General features: G+C 55.6%; 12 protein-coding genes. 2 read left to right on the top strand and 10 right to left on the bottom strand.

What is annotated here, in order from left to right:
• The first annotated feature begins 455 nt into the window (after positions 1-455).
• Complete coding sequence (gene hglS / locus AC2AXP_RS03820) at positions 456-1,862, top strand: 2-oxoadipate dioxygenase/decarboxylase HglS (protein WP_039992258.1); 1,407 nt, start codon at positions 456-458, stop codon at positions 1,860-1,862.
• A gap of 1 nt (position 1,863) precedes the next feature.
• On the opposite strand, the gene lpxK is transcribed toward hglS, so the two are convergent.
• The 10 genes from lpxK to ansB all read right to left on the bottom strand — a co-directional run bounded on the left by lpxK (position 1,864) and on the right by ansB (position 14,905).
• The gene (gene lpxK / locus AC2AXP_RS03815; protein WP_484381420.1) at positions 1,864-2,844 is read right to left on the bottom strand and encodes a tetraacyldisaccharide 4'-kinase; all 981 of its coding nucleotides are present in this window, start codon (positions 2,842-2,844) and stop codon (positions 1,864-1,866) included.
• Positions 2,844-4,592 (bottom strand): lipid A ABC transporter ATP-binding protein/permease MsbA, encoded by a 1,749-nt coding sequence (gene msbA, locus AC2AXP_RS03810; protein ID WP_004964799.1) that lies wholly within the window; start codon positions 4,590-4,592, stop codon positions 2,844-2,846. The genes lpxK and msbA overlap by 1 nt, the downstream gene beginning before the upstream one ends.
• 35 nt (positions 4,593-4,627) lie before the next feature.
• The gene (locus AC2AXP_RS03805; protein WP_198772745.1) at positions 4,628-6,883 is read right to left on the bottom strand and encodes a ComEC family protein; all 2,256 of its coding nucleotides are present in this window, start codon (positions 6,881-6,883) and stop codon (positions 4,628-4,630) included.
• Between the two features lie 284 nt (positions 6,884-7,167).
• Positions 7,168-7,452 (bottom strand): integration host factor subunit beta, encoded by a 285-nt coding sequence (ihfB, locus tag AC2AXP_RS03800; RefSeq protein ID WP_004964804.1) that lies wholly within the window; start codon positions 7,450-7,452, stop codon positions 7,168-7,170.
• Positions 7,453-7,515: 63 nt separating this feature from the next.
• Complete coding sequence (gene rpsA / locus AC2AXP_RS03795; protein WP_004964807.1) at positions 7,516-9,189, bottom strand: 30S ribosomal protein S1; 1,674 nt, start codon at positions 9,187-9,189, stop codon at positions 7,516-7,518.
• 194 nt (positions 9,190-9,383) lie between these two features.
• Entirely contained in the window at positions 9,384-10,073 is a 690-nt protein-coding gene (cmk, locus tag AC2AXP_RS03790; RefSeq protein ID WP_004964810.1) for a (d)CMP kinase, read from the bottom strand.
• 269 nt (positions 10,074-10,342) lie between these two features.
• Positions 10,343-11,629, bottom strand: a complete 1,287-nt coding sequence (aroA, locus tag AC2AXP_RS03785) for a 3-phosphoshikimate 1-carboxyvinyltransferase (RefSeq protein ID WP_004964814.1) — start codon at positions 11,627-11,629, stop codon at positions 10,343-10,345.
• Between the two features lie 108 nt (positions 11,630-11,737).
• A complete protein-coding gene (gene serC / locus AC2AXP_RS03780; protein ID WP_198772746.1) occupies positions 11,738-12,823 on the bottom strand; it encodes a 3-phosphoserine/phosphohydroxythreonine transaminase in 1,086 nt (361 codons plus the stop codon).
• 249 nt (positions 12,824-13,072) lie between these two features.
• Positions 13,073-13,765 (bottom strand): DUF421 domain-containing protein, encoded by a 693-nt coding sequence (locus AC2AXP_RS03775; protein ID WP_004964821.1) that lies wholly within the window; start codon positions 13,763-13,765, stop codon positions 13,073-13,075.
• Positions 13,766-13,858: 93 nt separating this feature from the next.
• A complete protein-coding gene (ansB, locus tag AC2AXP_RS03770) occupies positions 13,859-14,905 on the bottom strand; it encodes an L-asparaginase 2 (protein ID WP_484381419.1) in 1,047 nt (348 codons plus the stop codon).
• Between the two features lie 148 nt (positions 14,906-15,053).
• Here ansB and ycaO point away from each other — a divergent pair, with 148 nt between their 5' ends.
• Positions 15,054-16,817, top strand: a complete 1,764-nt coding sequence (gene ycaO, locus AC2AXP_RS03765) for a 30S ribosomal protein S12 methylthiotransferase accessory factor YcaO (protein WP_484381418.1) — start codon at positions 15,054-15,056, stop codon at positions 16,815-16,817.
• Positions 16,818-16,842: the final 25 nt, after the last annotated feature.

The raw sequence follows: 16,842 nt of genomic DNA, 5'->3' as shown, positions 1-16,842 counted from the left end.
AGATACTTAGAAGGTTCGTCTTTGAAGCGGAATCGAAAGATAACGACTTTGAAGGAACTGCATAACTCAACATCTAAATCTAAACTCGAACATAAATAGGTCTGTATCACAGGCCGACTTGCATTTACTCATAAAACAACGACAAGCACAAGTGGTTTATCAAACCATTTTTAATTTAACCCACAGTTTAATTTTATCACAATGATTACATTGGTTTTATTTTTATAAAAAACTGCCCATCGGCAAGCCTTCTCCGCTTCCAGATACCCATATGCAGCGCGCAAACGTCAGCAAATGAGAGCTAACGCATAAAAATCTAATATGTTTGAGCCGGTTATAACAAAACCATGGTCAGATAGCTAAACTTGAGTTGAAAACAAGGCAGATGGCCGCCTGGCCAGTACGATCGCCGAAAATAATAATTTCAGATTATGCTGAATTAAGGAGCTATGCGCATGACCGCCCAGCAGTTCATCTCACCGAATGAAATCCGTGCCAAATTCTCGCATGCCATGTCTGATATGTATCAAAAGGAAGTGCCGTTATACGGCGCTCTGCTTGATTTGGTGGCCGAAACCAACCGGGAACTGTTGAGTAATGACGCCGAGTTGGCGCATCAACTGCAAATTACCGGTGAGATTGAGCGGCTGGCAATGGAACGCCATGGCGCCATTCGGGTTGGTACCGCCCACGAATTGGCTACCCTGAGGCGACTGTTTAACGTTATGGGCATGGCGCCGGTCGGTTATTACGATCTGGCGGTCGCTGGTGTCCCCGTGCATTCCACCGCATTTCGTGCGGTACATGAAAAAGATCTGCAAACCAGTCCGTTTCGCGTATTTACCTCACTGCTGCGTCTGGAATTGATTGAACAGCCCGAACTGCGCGCACTGGCTGAACGACTGCTGGGCCGCCGGCAGATCTTCACCGAGCGAGCGCTGGAGCTCATCACCCTGCACGAGGCGCAAGGCGGTCTCGACCGCACACAGGCAAGCGAGTTTATCGAACAGGCGCTGGAAACCTTTCGTTGGCACTCCCAGGCGACTGTCAGCGCAGCCGAGTATCGGCAACTGCACGACCAACACCGTTTAATCGCCGACGTGGTGGCCTTTAAAGGCCCGCATATCAACCACCTGACGCCGCGTACGCTGGATATCGACCTGGTGCAAGACGGCATGCCGCAGCGTGGCATTACGCCGAAGGCGGTGATTGAAGGCCCGCCTCGCCGTAAATGCCCGATCCTGTTACGGCAAACCAGCTTCAAGGCGCTTGAAGAGCCGGTGGCATTTGTCGAACACAACGGCACTACGGTTGCCGGCCACCACACCGCACGCTTTGGCGAAATTGAACAACGCGGCGTCGCACTGACGCCGAAAGGCCGGGCGCTGTACGACCGTTTGCTGCAAGCCACCAACCATGCCTTGCAGGCGGCGCCGAGCGAAAAAAATGCCGATCGGTATAACCAGTTATTACAGGATAACTTCCAATCGTTTCCCGACGATTATACCACCCTGCGCGAACAGCAACTGGCATGGTTCCGCTACTTCCCCACCGAGTGCGGGTTGGCGGCCAAAGACAGCCTTGATAAACACAGCTCGCTGGAACAGCTGATCGCGCAAGATTATGTGCGTTTCCAACCGCTGGTATACGAGGATTTTCTGCCGGTCAGCGCGGCGGGCATCTTCCAATCAAATCTGGGAGACAATCAGCACGCACAATATAATGCAGCGTCGAGCCGCTCGGCCTTTGAGATGGCGCTGGGTGCGCAAGTGATCGATGAATTGACGTTATATCAGCAAACGCAGCAGCGTTCTGTACAGGCCTGCGCGCAAGCGTTGGGACTTGATGCGCTGGCGCTGTAAGTTAGTTTTTCAGCAAGGTTTCAATACGCTGCAACAGGGAATTTGCCTGCTCGTTCGGCAACACCGCATCGACGGGCAAGTACCACCAATCCGCTTGCGCAAAACTGCGACATTTAACCGCGTCTTTCTCGGTCATCAACAGGGTTTGCCCCTGAGGAGTCAGCTCGGACAGTTGTGCCAGGTCATATTGCTGATGGTCGGCAAACGACACCTCCCGCTCGACGTTGACCCGCAGGTTTTCAAGCGTGGCAAAGAAGCGCGGTGGATGACCGATGCCGGCCATCGCCACCACCCGTGGTAATTGTTCTGCCGCCAGGCGCTGACCGCTGACCATATTTACCGCTTCACGCGCCTGTAGTCGCATGGCGATTTCACCCGGCTGCGCCACGCCGCCGTTGGCGATACGGGCATCTACCGTGTCCAACCGCCCGGCCCGCTCACGCATTGGCCCAGCCGGCAACCACCAACCGTTGCCAAACCGACGCACACCGTCAATCACCACCAGCTCAAAATCACGCTGCAACGCATAGTGCTGCAAGCCGTCATCGGTGATCACCAGATCGAGATGGTGTCGTTGTAGCAAAGCCTGTACCGCAGCGGCGCGTTTCGGCGCAATCGCCACCGGGGCGCCGGTACGCTGGTAAATCAGCACCGGTTCGTCACCGGCCTGTTGCGTTGTGGTTTGTGCATCCAGCAACAGCGGGTAGACCGGTGATTTCCCGCCATAACCCCGAGACACCACCCCTACCCGATAGCCACGCGACTGCAATTGTTCAACCAGCCAGATCACCATCGGCGTCTTGCCATTACCGCCGGCGGTCAGATTACCGACCACCACCACCGGCACTGGCGCACGCCAGCTTTTACGCAAACCAACACGATAACTGAGCCGTATCAGTACGCTCACCAGGCCATACAGCCAGGAGAGCGGCAACAGTAAAAGATAGAGCAGCGAACTGCCTGACCAGATGCGATCGATCATTATTCACCAAACTGCATACGATGCAGCTGCGCATAGGCGCCTTGTTTGGCGATCAACTCATGATGTTCGCCACGCTCTACGATACGCCCGTCTTCCACCACCAGAATTTCATCGGCTTTTTCGATGGTAGACAGACGGTGTGCGATCACCAGCGAAGTACGGTCTTTTTGCAACTCGTCCAGCGCAGCCTGGATTGCACGCTCGGATTCGGTGTCCAGTGCCGAGGTCGCTTCATCAAGGATCAGGATCGGGCAATCGCGCAGCAGTGCGCGGGCAATGGCAATTCGCTGGCGCTGACCACCGGAGAGCATCACGCCGTTTTCGCCGATCACCGTATCCAGACCATTGTCCATTTTTTCAATGAAATCCATCGCATAGGCCATACGCGCGGCCTTTTCGATTTCTTCACGGCTGTAACGATCTTCGCGCGCATACGCAATATTGTTGGCGATGGTGTCATTGAACAAATGCACATTTTGCGACACCAGGGCCACCTGATCGCGCAGCGAGGCCAGGGTATATTCTCGCAGATCGTGGCCATCCATCAGGATTTCGCCCTGCTGAATATCATAGAAACGCGTCAGGAGATTGGCGATGGTCGATTTGCCCGAACCGGAACGTCCCACCAGCGCCACCGTTTTGCCTTCTGAGATGCTCAGGTTGATATCACGCAGCGCTGGCGTTTCCTTGCCGGGATAGCAGAAGGTTACGTTGCGGAATTCGATATCGCCTTTGGCACGTTGTACTTCGCGCGTGCCGGTATCTTTCTCCTGCTCCATATCCAGAATGGAGAACAGCGTCTGGCAGGCAGCCATACCGCGCTGGAACTGCGCGTTGACGTTGGTTAACGATTTCAGCGGACGCATCAGGGCAATCATCGACGAGAACACCACGGTGATGGTACCGGCGGTCAGCGTTTCCATTACGCTTGGGAAACTGGCGGCAAACAGCACAAACGCCAGCGCCAGCGACGCAATCAGCTGAATGATCGGATCGGAAATCGACGAGGCGGAAACCAGTTTCATGCCCTGTTGACGCATGCGGTTGCTGACGGAGTTGAAGCGCTCGGTCTCCACCTGCTGGCCACCGAAGATAAGCACTTCTTTGTGCCCTTTCAGCATTTGTTCAGCGCTGGTGGTAACCTGCCCCATGGTATTTTGCATATTCTTGCTGATATTGCGAAAACGCTTCGATACCATTCGGATGGCAAACGACACAATCGGCGCCAGGATAATCAGAATTACCGACAGCTGCCAGCTGTAGTAGAACATCATGATGAACAGGCCGATAATCGAGGCCCCTTCACGCACCACGGTCACCAGCGCGCTGGATGATGACGAGGCGACCTGCTCGGAGTCATAGGTAATGCGCGACAACAAGGTACCGGTCGATTGCTGATCGAAAAATGCCACCGGCATGCGCATCATGTGGCCGAACAGACGGCGGCGCATTTGCATCACCACCATGCCGGATACCCAGGAGATGCAGTAACTGGAAACGAAGCTGGTTATGCCGCGCATCAGCATCAGGCCAATCACCACCAGCGGCATCCAGAGTAAAACGCTGCTGTCGGTTTTACCAAAACCATCATCCAAAAGAGGTTTAAGCAGGGACAACATCAATGTGTCCCCGGCGGCGTTCAGAATCAACGCGATGGCGGCCACAATCAGCCCTGACTTGAAAGGTGTGATCATCGGCCACAATCGACGGAAGGTCTGCGTGGTCGAGAGATCTTTATCATTCATCATGCAAATACCAGCATTGGAAGAAATAGCGGCCTATTTTACTCATTATCCCTCTCTACGCCAAACCGCTGATGGTACCAACGGGGCATTAATTGCTCTCGAAAGCCATTAATTTGCCAATCATTGTCGAAAAAAAGTACGCTGAGCTGTCCGGCACGCGACGTATCATGCCAACTGATATTATTTTTCCGGTAACGACTGATGATTTTTTCTGCGGGTAAGCGCCAAACATTATAGCGGGAAGCCGAAGCCAACGCCGCTTTCGGTGCCACCGCCCGTAAAAAAGACGGCGTTGACGACGTTTTGCTGCCGTGATGCGGCACCTGCAGTAAGGTGGCGGGCAAATTGGCCCGCTGACGCAGCAGCGCCGCTTCCCCTTTGGCTTCCAGATCGCCGGTGAGTAAAACGCTGTGTTGCCCATCATCCAGGCGAATCACGCAGGAGTCATCATTGGTGGCATAATTCACCCGCCGTGGTGGCCACAGCGCCTTAATGCGCAACCCCTGCCAATGCCACTGCTGCCCCTGTATACATGGCAAGTGCCCCGCCTCGCTCAGGGGCGAGTGGACACTGGCCTGCGGGAACGCCTGCAGCAACTCCGGCAGCCCGCCAATATGATCCAGATGGCTATGGCTGATAAAGATATGTTCCAGTTGCAAGCCTCGCCAGCGCAAATACGGCAATATGATGCGCTGCGCCGCGCTGCCGGTATTCCACCGATTGCCGCTATCATATATGATTGCCTTGCCATTGCGCTCGACTACCACCGCCAGACCATGGCCCACATCCAACATATCAAGCCGCCAACGGTGTTCCGGTGGACGTTCGCGCCACACCAGGAATATGAGAAATAGTGCAGCGCACCCCGTCGGGTAGCTGCGCCACCAGCCGAAACGCCAGGCCGCCACGCTCAGCCACCCCAGTACGCTGAACTGCATCAGCCCCGAACTGATGCGTACCCACCCCTGCTCCAACCAGGGCAGCGGCCAAAGCGCCCAAACCAGCGTTTGATTGGCTGCCAACCATAAATACTCGCCCAGCATCGGCACATTGTTCAACACCACGGCGGTAAGAATCAGCGGTACCGACAGTAACGAAACGATCGGTACCGCCCATAGGTTGGCCGGCAACGAGGTCCAGGACACCCCGTGAAACAGACCAAACTGCATTGGCAGCAATAATAGCGTCATCCCCAGTTGGATGTGCAGCCAGCGTAACGGCGCCCAATACCAGGCTGCGCTAAAACGCCGAGGTAGCGGTGCCCATTCAAACCAGAAAATCAACGCGGCAACCGCCAGTGCCGATAGCCAAAAACTGTCGGATAGTATCGCCAGCGGATCGCTCAGCAGTATCAGACAAATGCACCACAGCCACACCTGCCAGGAGGAGCAGCATATGCCGCGCAAGCGTAATATGACCCATAGCGTCAAGGCGATCGCAGCACGCAACGCCGGCGGGTGGCCACCGGCCAGCCAGGCGTATCCCAACGCCACCCCGGTGCCAATCAGCAATGGCAAACGGTAGCCGATCCAGCGCGCGGGCAGTAAAGCCTGCCCTAAACGCGCCAGCCCCCAGATCATCATGGCGGCCAGAGAAATATGCAGGCCTGAAATTGCCATCAGGTGAGCAATGCCGGTTTTTTGCAACCGTTCACGCAGCCGTTGAGCAACCTGCGCCCGTTCGCCAAAGGCCAGTGCCAGCATGGTGCCGCGATGCTCCAGGGCACCGATGCGTCGTTCTACCGCCGTGATGATACGTTGCCGCAAGCCACACTGCGTATCAAGCGGCCTGGCAGCGTGAATGTAACCGGTCAGCGGCTGACGGCGGGCAATGGCCCAACGCTGGCTATCAAATCCCCCCTGATTGAGGTTAGCGTGTACCGGTCTGAAACCAACCCTCAGCATCCACCGCTGACCGGCGCACCAGTCGGGCGTTTTCAAACGGGCATTGAATGACAGCGCAGGGAAAAGCCAGCGTCGATCGTGCTGTTCAATCCTGAACTGAATTTTGGCCGGTTCGCTGCCTGTCAGTCTCACGCTGCTGACGGTAGCGACTACCTCGACGGTTTTTTCGCTGAGGGTGGCGATCTGCTGCATGACGACGTTTGCGCTCAAGCACGCCAATACCAGCCCACAAAGCGCCCACGCCATGGTCTGGCATAACGCGCTACTGGTTTGACGCCACAAGCCAACCATCAGCGTCGCCAACCCCAACAGCATTTGCCAGGTGGGCAATTGCGACATAAACAAGATCGGCAACATGCCGACCACTACGGCGGCGGCGGCAATATCCATTGACAGTCTGATAGGTTTCTCCCTGACAAAAGGTCGCTATAACCGGATGTTACGTCGGGACGAGCTGATGTGCAGGGGGATAAAACCAATCACGGAATGCGCTGCGCAAACCGTTAGCTGCTAGCGTGGCTTGCAGCAGGGAAATGCTTGCCGTGTCGCATAAACAACGGTGCGTGCGCGATTGGCGACCAATAAGGCAGGGATAAATTTCAGCGAAAAAAAACGGCGCCCAAGGGCACCGTTTTATATTTTTTACAAGCAACAACTCTATGGTCAATCAGACATTAGCCATAGATATTGGCGCGGTCACGTAACTCTTTACCTGGTTTAAAGTGCGGGACGTACTTGCCATCCAGATCAACCTTATCACCGGTTTTTGGGTTACGACCTACGCGCGGAGCACGGTAGTGAAGAGAAAAACTGCCGAATCCGCGGATCTCGATGCGCTCGCCATCGGCCAATGTCGCAGCCATATGCTCAAGCATCTCTTTCACTGCATCCTCAACGGCTTTCGCCGGGATATGAGATTGCTGGCCAGCAAGTCTTTCAATAAGTTCAGACTTGGTCATTGTTCCTCCAAGCTTTGCAGCTAAACTACCGTATCAGGGCGGTCAGAGACCGCCCCACCGTCATTACTCGCCTTTAGCCGCTTTGAAGGCTTCAGCCATAGCGTTGGAGAAGTTGCTTTCTTCCTGCTTGTTGTTAACAGTAGCGATAGCATCTTTCTCGTCAGCTTCGTCCTTAGCACGTACGGACAGGCTTACAACGCGGTTCTTACGGTCAACACCGGTGAATTTGGCTTCAACGTCGTCGCCTACGTTCAGAACCAGAGTTGCATCTTCAACACGGTCGCGAGAGGCTTCAGATGCACGCAGGTAACCTTCTACGCCGCCTGCTAATTCAACTGTAGCACCTTTAGCGTCAACTGCTGTGACTTTACCAGTAACAATAGTACCTTTCTTGTTCATAGACAGGTAGTTATTGAACGGATCTTCAGCCAGTTGCTTCACGCCCAGGGAGATACGCTCGCGCTCTGCGTCAACTTGCAGAACCACAGCTGCGATTTCGTCGCCTTTCTTGTATTCACGAACTGCTTCTTCGCCTGCAACGTTCCAGGAGATGTCAGACAGGTGAACCAGGCCGTCGATGCCGCCGTCCAGGCCGATGAAGATACCGAAGTCAGTGATAGACTTGATTTTACCTTCAACGCGGTCGCCCTTGTTGTGGGTTTCTGCGAACTGCTGCCATGGGTTGGATTTGCACTGCTTCAGGCCCAGGGAGATACGACGACGTTCTTCATCGATGTCCAGAACCATAACTTCCACTACGTCGCCCACGTTAACAACTTTGGACGGATGGATGTTTTTGTTGGTCCAATCCATTTCAGAAACGTGTACCAGACCTTCAACGCCTTCTTCGATTTCTACGAAGCAGCCGTAATCAGTCAGGTTGGTAACACGACCAGTCAGCTTGGTGCCTTCTGGGTAACGTTTCGCGATAGCAACCCATGGATCTTCGCCCAGCTGTTTCAGGCCCAGGGAAACACGAGTACGCTCGCGGTCGAACTTCAGCACTTTAACAGTGATTTCATCGCCCACATTGACGATTTCGCTTGGGTGCTTAACACGTTTCCAAGCCATGTCGGTGATGTGCAGCAGGCCGTCAACGCCGCCCAGATCAACGAATGCACCGTAGTCAGTGAGGTTCTTGACGATACCTTTGACTTCCATGCCTTCCTGCAGGTTTTCCAGCAGTTGATCGCGCTCTGCGCTGTTCTCGGATTCGATGACTGCACGACGAGAAACAACAACGTTGTTGCGTTTCTGGTCCAGCTTGATGACTTTGAACTCAAGCTCTTTGCCTTCAAGGTGCAGCGTGTCGCGTACCGGACGCACATCTACCAGAGAACCTGGCAGGAACGCGCGGATGCCGTTCAGCTCAACAGTGAAGCCACCTTTGACTTTGCCGTTGATAACACCGGTAACAGTTTCAGCGTCTTCGTAAGCTTTTTCCAGCGTGATCCAAGCTTCGTGACGTTTAGCTTTCTCACGGGACAGCAGGGTTTCACCGAAGCCGTCTTCTACTGCATCCAGAGCAACGTCAACTTCGTCGCCAACCTGGATTTCCAGTTCGCCCTGGGCGTTTTTGAATTGCTCAGCCGGGATGGCAGACTCAGACTTCAGACCGGCGTCAACCAGTACGATGTCTTTGTCGATAGCAACTACAACGCCACGAACGATGGAACCCGGGCGGGTTTCGATTGTTTTCAGGGATTCTTCAAAGAGTTGAGCGAAAGATTCAGTCATGTTGTTAATCTTCAGGGTTCTTTAGTTTAACGTCCATTTAGCGTCCCGCCGAATGGGGTTGTTTAACATACCCGGCCATTGGCTCCATGCCGACTGGGTTTAGGTTACAGGGGTAAAATTTTACCCGATATATCATGATACTGCTATGTCAATTCGATGACAAATTTGACAAAAAGCCAAAAACGCCGCCGCGCTTATTGCTGCGGCAACGCCAGAACTTTATGCGCATATGCCAGCGCACGCTGGATGACTTCGTCAATCGACATGCTGGTCGAATCCAGCACAAGGGCATCGGAAGCCGGCACCAGAGGCGCAATCGGCCGATTACGGTCACGGTCGTCCCGTTCCTTTATCTCGGCTAAAAGACGTTCAAAGTTAACATTAAAGCCCTTTTCCTGCAACTGAAGCATGCGGCGGTGTGCGCGTTCTTCCGAACTGGCGTCAAGGAAAATCTTGACCGGCGCGTCGGGAAACACCACCGTGCCCATATCGCGGCCGTCGGCAATCAGGCCTGGCGCCTCGCGGAATGCCCGCTGGCGACGCAGCAGCGCCTCGCGCACCCGCGGAAAAGCGGCGGCCTGAGACGCGGTATTGCCTACGGTTTCGGTGCGGATTTCATTGCTGACATCCTCACCTTCCAAAATCACTTGCAGCTTGCCGTTTTCAGCAACAAAACGGACGTCGAGATGGGCGGCCAGCGGGACCAGCGCTTCCTCTGACGTGATATCAACCTGATGATGCAGCGCAGCCAGGGCCAGCACGCGATAGATTGCGCCGGAATCCAGCAAACGCCAGCCAAGGGATTCGGCCAATGCCTGGCACAAGGTGCCTTTGCCTGCGCCACTTGGTCCATCAACGGTTATCACCGGGGCTGTAGCCGTCATTTCTCTCTCCTTCGGGTAAAAAACCTCACAGGGACTCAACTGCCGCCAACATCGCGGCGACAGCAAAATATACGCGTCCCTGCCGTCCAGCCCAGTCGGGGCGGATTCGGTGGCGTATTATACGCGGGTACCGGGTCAACTGTTACCCTGCATCTCTCCGGTTGGCGAAAATAAGGCCACTGATGGGAAAAAAGTATAGAAGAAACAGGGAACTTGACGGATAAAAATAATAAAGGCCCGTTCAAGAGCCTATATCAACAAGGGATCCGTTACGCCAACTGGCTGATACGCGCCAACTGGTCGAAATAGTCCGGGAAGGTCTTGGCCGTGCATTTAGGATCAAGAATGGTCACTGGCGTGTCGGACAACGCCACCAGCGAGAAGCACATCGCCATGCGGTGATCGTTGTAGGTGCCGATTTCCGCAAACTGCAATTTGGCCGGCGGCACTACGTGGATGTAGTCTTCGCCTTCGTCGACCGTCGCGCCAACCTTGCGCAACTCGGTGGCCATCGCCGCCAGACGGTCGGTTTCCTTCACCCGCCAGTTGTAAATATTGCGCAGCGTGGTTGGGCCGTTGGCAAACAACGCGGCGGTGGCGATGGTCATCGCGGCATCCGGGATATGGTTCATGTCCATATCGATACCATTCAGTTCACCGCGGTGACATTCGATGAAATCATCACCCCAGGTAATATGCGCGCCCATCTTCGCCAGCACATCGGCAAATTTGGTGTCGCCCTGCACGCTGTGGGTACCGATACCGGTTACGCGCACCGTTCCGCCCTTGATCGCCGCCGCTGCCAGAAAATACGAGGCCGAAGACGCATCGCCTTCCACCAGGTAATCACCTGGCGACACATAGGTTTGCTGCCCGCGAATGTGGAACACGCGGTAATCCTCGTGGCTGACTTCAACCCCGAAGGTACGCATCAGGTGCAGCGTGATGTCGATGTACGGTTTGGATACCAGCTCGCCCTTGATATGGATATGCGTATCCTGCTCAGCCAACGGTGCAGTCATCAGCAGCGCGGTGAGGAACTGACTGGAAACGCTGCCATCGACGCTAACGTTGCCGCCGCTAAACCCGCCACGCAGTCGCACCGGCGGATAGTCACTCTGCTCCAGATAGTCGATTTGCGCGCCGCCCTGACGCAAGGCGTCGACCAGGTGACCGATAGGCCGCTCTTTCATGCGCGGTTCACCGGTCAGCACCACCTCGCCGTTACCCAGGCACAATGCCGCAGCCAACGGACGCATGGCGGTACCCGCATTGCCAAGGAACAGCTCCAGCGGCTGTTTGGCCACCAGCGGCCCGGCGACGCCGTCAACCGTACAAACGGTGCGATCGGCAGACAGTTGATAACTTACCCCCAACGCCTGTAACGCGTTCAGCATGTGCCGCACGTCATCGCTGTCCAGCAGGTTGGTCAGCCGGGTGGTGCCCGCCGCCAGCGCCGCCAGCAGCAGAGCCCGGTTGGAAACGCTCTTGGAGCCGGGTAAGTTGACGGTGCCATTGACCAAAGCAACCGGTTGTAACGTCAGGGAATCCACCATGTGAACAAAACTCTCCAAATCTGATAAACGAAACGGCCCCGGGAATCATGCCGGAGCCGCTTTATTGCAACAACAGCCAACCTCGCCCACTATCGGGGGCGACGGCACTCAACCATGGCGACGTTCAAAGTCCACCATAAAATCAGTCAATGTTTGCACGCCAGCCAGTGGCATCGCATTGTAAATAGAGGCGCGCATGCCGCCGACCACGCGGTGGCCTTTCAGCGCCTGCAGGCCAATGGCTTCGGCTTCGCTGAGGAACAGCGAATCCAACGCCGCATCGGCCAGTTGGAACGGTACGTTCATCCACGAGCGGTTGGTGCTCGCCACCTGGCTGCGATAAAAGTCGGAACTGTCAATGGTGGTGTACAGCAGATCGGCTTTGGCCCGATTGCGTTTTTCCATCTCGACCAGCCCACCCTGTTCCTTCAACCACTTGAACACCAGACCGGAAAGATACCAGGCGAACGTCGGCGGCGTATTGAACATCGAGTCGTTTTCGGCCAACACGGTATAATCAAGAATGGACGGGACTTCGCGACGCGCCTTGCCCAGCAGATCGTCACGCACGATCACCAGCGTCAGGCCGGCCGGACCAATGTTCTTCTGCGCGCCGGCATAAATTACCCCGAAGCGGCTAACGTCCAGCGGACGGGAAAGAATGGTCGAAGAGTAATCGCCGATCACCACTTTGTCGCCGAAGTCTGGCGTTTCATCGATGGCAACGCCGTCGATGGTTTCATTCGGGCAATAGTGAACGTAAGCCGCGTCATCGCTGAGCTGCCACTGGCTCATCGGCACAATGGCACGCAAACCGTCAACGGTGGTTTTAACGTCAATCACGTTTGGCGAACAGTACTTTTTTGCTTCGTTGATCGCGCTGTGCGCCCAATAACCGCCGTCAATGTAATCGGCGGTTGTCTGCTCACCGAGCAGGTTCAACGGCAGCGCGGCAAATTGCGCACGCGCGCCGCCGTGGCAAAACAGGACTTTATAGTTGGAGGGGACTTTCAACAGGTCGCGCAGATCCTGTTCGGATTGCTCGGCCACCGCGATGAACTCTTTACTGCGGTGACTGATTTCCATCACCGATGTACCGAGGCCGTGCCAGTTGCACAGTTCCTGTTCCGCGCGACGCAAAACTTCTACCGGCAGCATAGCCGGGCCAGAACTAAAATTATAAACCTGAGTCATTTCCCCTCACCACATTCACTATTTCGCCAATCAGCTTGGCTAACCGAAATACGCCCCTGGCCGGATAATGTGATATCCAGCACATCGGTTTTATCACTCGCGCCCCCCCGCTGCAACGCTTATTCGCCCGACGGCGGGAAACAGCCTACAACGGCGGTAACAGCCTCTGCCATACGTTGGCCATTTTTTGCGATAAAACGCTATGACACCGGCCAATTCAGCGGCTTATCACGGTTTTTTATGCTGTATTCAGCCAACTCGTCGATGAGAAAGTGCGGCGATCCAGCGGTCATTCTTGCAGCGTGGACACTGATGCTGCTGCGTACTGAGCAGCGGTGCAATCATGCCACAAATACTACAGGCAAAATCGCCGTCCTGTTCAACCCGATCGACGGCGGTCACGCACTGCGATGGCAACACCGGCAAACCGGGTCGAACCCGATCGGGCGGGTAAAAATAGACCGAAATGCCGCCATTGACTTCCAGAATCGCCAGCCGCACCTGCCCCAGGTGCTCGACGCCGGCCTGCCGCAGCTCCATAAAGAATTCGTCATGGGTAATGTTCTCCTGACGCATGGTATCCCAGGCAAATACCCCGTCGTCGACCAGTACCAACGCCCGTCCCTCCATCCAGTCCTGCACCTTGCGGTGACGGTCCATCAGAAAAGTGGAAACCCGGTACAGCACCATGATACTGACAAATACCGTCAACACCGGCAGCAGCGGTACATCATGATAGAAGGTCACGTCTCCGGCGGCGGAGCCCAACGTCAGGATAATCAGCACTTCAAACAGTGACATCTGCCGGACGCCACGGCGCCCCGACATTTTCAGAAACAGGAACACCAGCAGGAAGGTAAACAGACTTCGCGCTGCCACCTCCGCCAGAAACGCCACGGATGTTTCATCAAACGCCATACGCTTAATATCGAACGCACGCATGCAGACTACTCCTCCAGCAAGAAAGATGCCTTATAGCTTAGCCGTTGCGTTGACATTGGGAGGTGCGCGCCCTGACAGGACGCGCTCCAGTTCTCAATATTGGTTAAACAGTTGCTGTATCTGGCGGGCGTCTTTGGTTTGCGTCAGCGCCAACTGCAGCAATACGCGGGCTTTTTGCGGATTGAGCGCACCGGCGGCAACAAAACCGTATTTTGCATCATCGACTTCTGCATCTTCGGTGGTGGCTCCCCCCGGAACCCGAGAGGCACGCACGACCGCCACACCGTGGTGCGCGGCGCTCGCCAGCGTGTCGAAGACGGTTTTATACAGGTTGCCGTTGCCCACGCCGGCACTGATAATCCCCTGGTAACCCTCGGCGATCAACGCCTTGGCCGGAGCATCGGACGCGTTGGCATAGTTGTAGATAATGCCAACCTTCGGCAGGGTATCCAGCTTGCTGACATCAAACGACGTCGCGGTGGTGTGTTTACGTTGCGGCGTGCGCTGATAATCAATTTTGCCGTTGTGGATGTAACCCAGCGGGCCAAAGTTCGGCGACTGGAAGGCCTGGACCGCAGTGGTGCTGGTTTTGGTCGCGTCGCGGGCATCCAGCACCGTTTCGTTCATTGCCACCAGCACTCCCCGGTTGGCAGATTGCGGATCGGCAGCCGTCAGCACCGCGTTATACAGATTGAACGGGCCATCGGCGCTCATTGCCGTTGCCGGGCGCATCGCACCGACCATCACCACCGGTTTGTCGCACTTCACCGTTAAATCGAGAAAATAGGCAGTTTCCTCCAGCGTATCTGTACCATGAGTGATGACAAAGCCATCGGTTTTGGCGCAATCGGCGTTGATTTTCTTTGCCAGCGTTAGCCACACCTGGTCATTCATATCCTGTGAACCGATGCTTACCAGCTGTTCCCCCTGCACATTCGCCAACTGTTTCAACTGCGGTACCGCGCTCAGCAGGGCATCAACACCCAACTTCCCGGCGGTATAACTGGACTGGGTTGCTGATTCGCCACCGCCGGCAATGGTGCCGCCGGTGGCCAGAATGGTGATCGATGGCAATGCCAGCGCCGTCCCGCTAAATCCGGCCAATAACCCCGCCAGTACGCTGATTTTCATTGATTTCATTCGCTTTCTCCATGATGAATAATGCGCTGGATTATCCCCCTTGCCACGATGAAAACTGTGACACCCGCTGCGCTTTAGGAATACATGGAGCTTGCTGGCAAAAACCCGTATCATTGCGCGTTTTTAGTACGCTCAAAAAGTGAAGACAATGACGCAGACTTTTATCCCCGGTAAAGACGCCGCGCTGGAAGATTCCATCAGCCGTTTCCAACAGAAATTAAGCGACCTGGGTTTCAATATCGAAGAAGCTTCCTGGCTTAATCCGGTTCCACACGTTTGGTCGGTGCATATTCGCGATCGCGATTGCCCGCTGTGCTTCACCAACGGCAAAGGCGCCAGCAAAAAAGCCGCGCTGGCTTCCGCTTTGGGCGAATATTTCGAACGCTTGTCGACCAACTATTTCTTTGCCGACTTCTACCTGGGCAAGCAGATCGCCGAGGGCGATTTCGTACATTATCCCAACGAGAAGTGGTTCCCGATCCCGGAGGATGATTCCCTGCCGGCCGGTATCCTCGATCAGCGCCTGCATGCGTTCTACAATCCTGAGCAGGAAGTACGCGCCAGCGAACTGATCGACCTGCAATCCGGTAATGGCGATCGCGGTATCTGTGCATTGCCGTTCACCCGCCAGTCCGATCAGGAAACGGTATATATCCCGATGAACATCATCGGCAATCTGTACGTTTCCAATGGCATGTCGGCCGGCAACACCGCCAGCGAGGCGCGTGTGCAAGGCCTGTCGGAAGTGTTCGAGCGCTATGTCAAAAACCGCATCATCGCCGAGTCAATCAGCCTGCCGGAGATCCCGGCCGAGGTGCTGAACCGCTATCCCGGGGTGGTTGAAGCCATCGCCAAACTGGAAGAAGAAGGCTTCCCGATCCTGTCCTATGATGCTTCGCTGGGCGGCGACTACCCGGTGATCTGCGTGGTATTGTTCAACCCGGCCAACGGGACCTGTTTTGCCTCGTTCGGTGCCCATCCCGATTTCGGCGTAGCGCTGGAGCGCACCGTGACCGAGCTGTTGCAGGGCCGCAGTCTGAAGGATCTCGACGTGTTCACCGCGCCGACCTTCGATGACGAAGAAGTGGCCGAACACGCCAATCTCGAAACGCACTTTATTGATTCCAGCGGCCTGATTTCCTGGGATATGTTCAAGCGGGATGCGGATTATCCCTTCGTCGACTGGAGCTTCAGCGGCAGTACCCAGCAAGAGTTCGCAACCCTGATGGAGATCTTCAAGAAAGAAGACGCGGAAGTGTACATCGCCGACTATGAACATCTGGGCGTCTACGCCTGCCGCATCATCGTACCGGGGATGTCCGACATTTATCCGGCCGAAGATCTGCTGCTGGCCAACAACAGCATGGGCGCACATCTGCGCGATCTGCTGCTGGCGCTGCCGGACAGCGACTGGGCGCCGGAGGAATATCTGGCGCTGATCGAACGTCTGGATGATGAAGGGCTGGATGATTTCACCCGCGTACGCGAACTGTTGGGCATTGCCTCCGGTAAGGACAACGCCTGGCACACGCTGCGCGTCGGTGAGCTGAAGTCGATGCTGGCGCTGGCCGGCGGCGATATGGATCAGGCGCTAATCTGGACCGAATGGACGCAGGACTTCAACGCCTCGGTGCTTAGCGCGCAACGCAGCAACTATTACCGCTGTCTGCAAACGCTGTTGCTGCTCGCGCAGGAACCGGACCGCGATCCGGCCCAGTACTACGGCGCCTTTGTGAAGATGTACGGCCAGGAAGCCGTTGATGCCGCCTCCGCGGCCATGAGCGGCGAAGCGCGTTTTAACGGTCTGTTCGCCATCGACAGCGATCTGCAAGCACTGCCGGCGCACCAGGCGCTGTTGGCTGCCTACGAAAAACTGCAGCAGGCGAAACGCCGCCACTGGGCAAAAGCCTAACCCGCGATCGGGCACCGCACGGCTT

This window comes from Serratia sp. Sp408, assembly GCF_057180665.1.
The sequence above is the reverse complement of the archived record's forward strand: the minus strand, read 5'-3'. Positions and strand labels throughout refer to the sequence as shown.

Coding starts and splice junctions, on each gene's coding strand:
- ycaO (WP_484381418.1), top strand. CDS start 15,054: ATGACGCAGACTTTTATCCCCGGTAAAGACGCCGCGCTGGAAGATTCC.
- AC2AXP_RS03805 (WP_198772745.1), bottom strand. CDS start 6,883: ATGGATATTGCCGCCGCCGCCGTAGTGGTCGGCATGTTGCCGATCTTG.
- lpxK (WP_484381420.1), bottom strand. CDS start 2,844: ATGATCGATCGCATCTGGTCAGGCAGTTCGCTGCTCTATCTTTTACTG.
- cmk (WP_004964810.1), bottom strand. CDS start 10,073: ATGACGGCTACAGCCCCGGTGATAACCGTTGATGGACCAAGTGGCGCA.
- AC2AXP_RS03775 (WP_004964821.1), bottom strand. CDS start 13,765: ATGCGTGCGTTCGATATTAAGCGTATGGCGTTTGATGAAACATCCGTG.
- msbA (WP_004964799.1), bottom strand. CDS start 4,592: ATGATGAATGATAAAGATCTCTCGACCACGCAGACCTTCCGTCGATTG.
- ansB (WP_484381419.1), bottom strand. CDS start 14,905: ATGAAATCAATGAAAATCAGCGTACTGGCGGGGTTATTGGCCGGATTT.
- rpsA (WP_004964807.1), bottom strand. CDS start 9,189: ATGACTGAATCTTTCGCTCAACTCTTTGAAGAATCCCTGAAAACAATC.
- serC (WP_198772746.1), bottom strand. CDS start 12,823: ATGACTCAGGTTTATAATTTTAGTTCTGGCCCGGCTATGCTGCCGGTA.
- hglS (WP_039992258.1), top strand. CDS start 456: ATGACCGCCCAGCAGTTCATCTCACCGAATGAAATCCGTGCCAAATTC.
- ihfB (WP_004964804.1), bottom strand. CDS start 7,452: ATGACCAAGTCTGAACTTATTGAAAGACTTGCTGGCCAGCAATCTCAT.
- aroA (WP_004964814.1), bottom strand. CDS start 11,629: ATGGTGGATTCCCTGACGTTACAACCGGTTGCTTTGGTCAATGGCACC.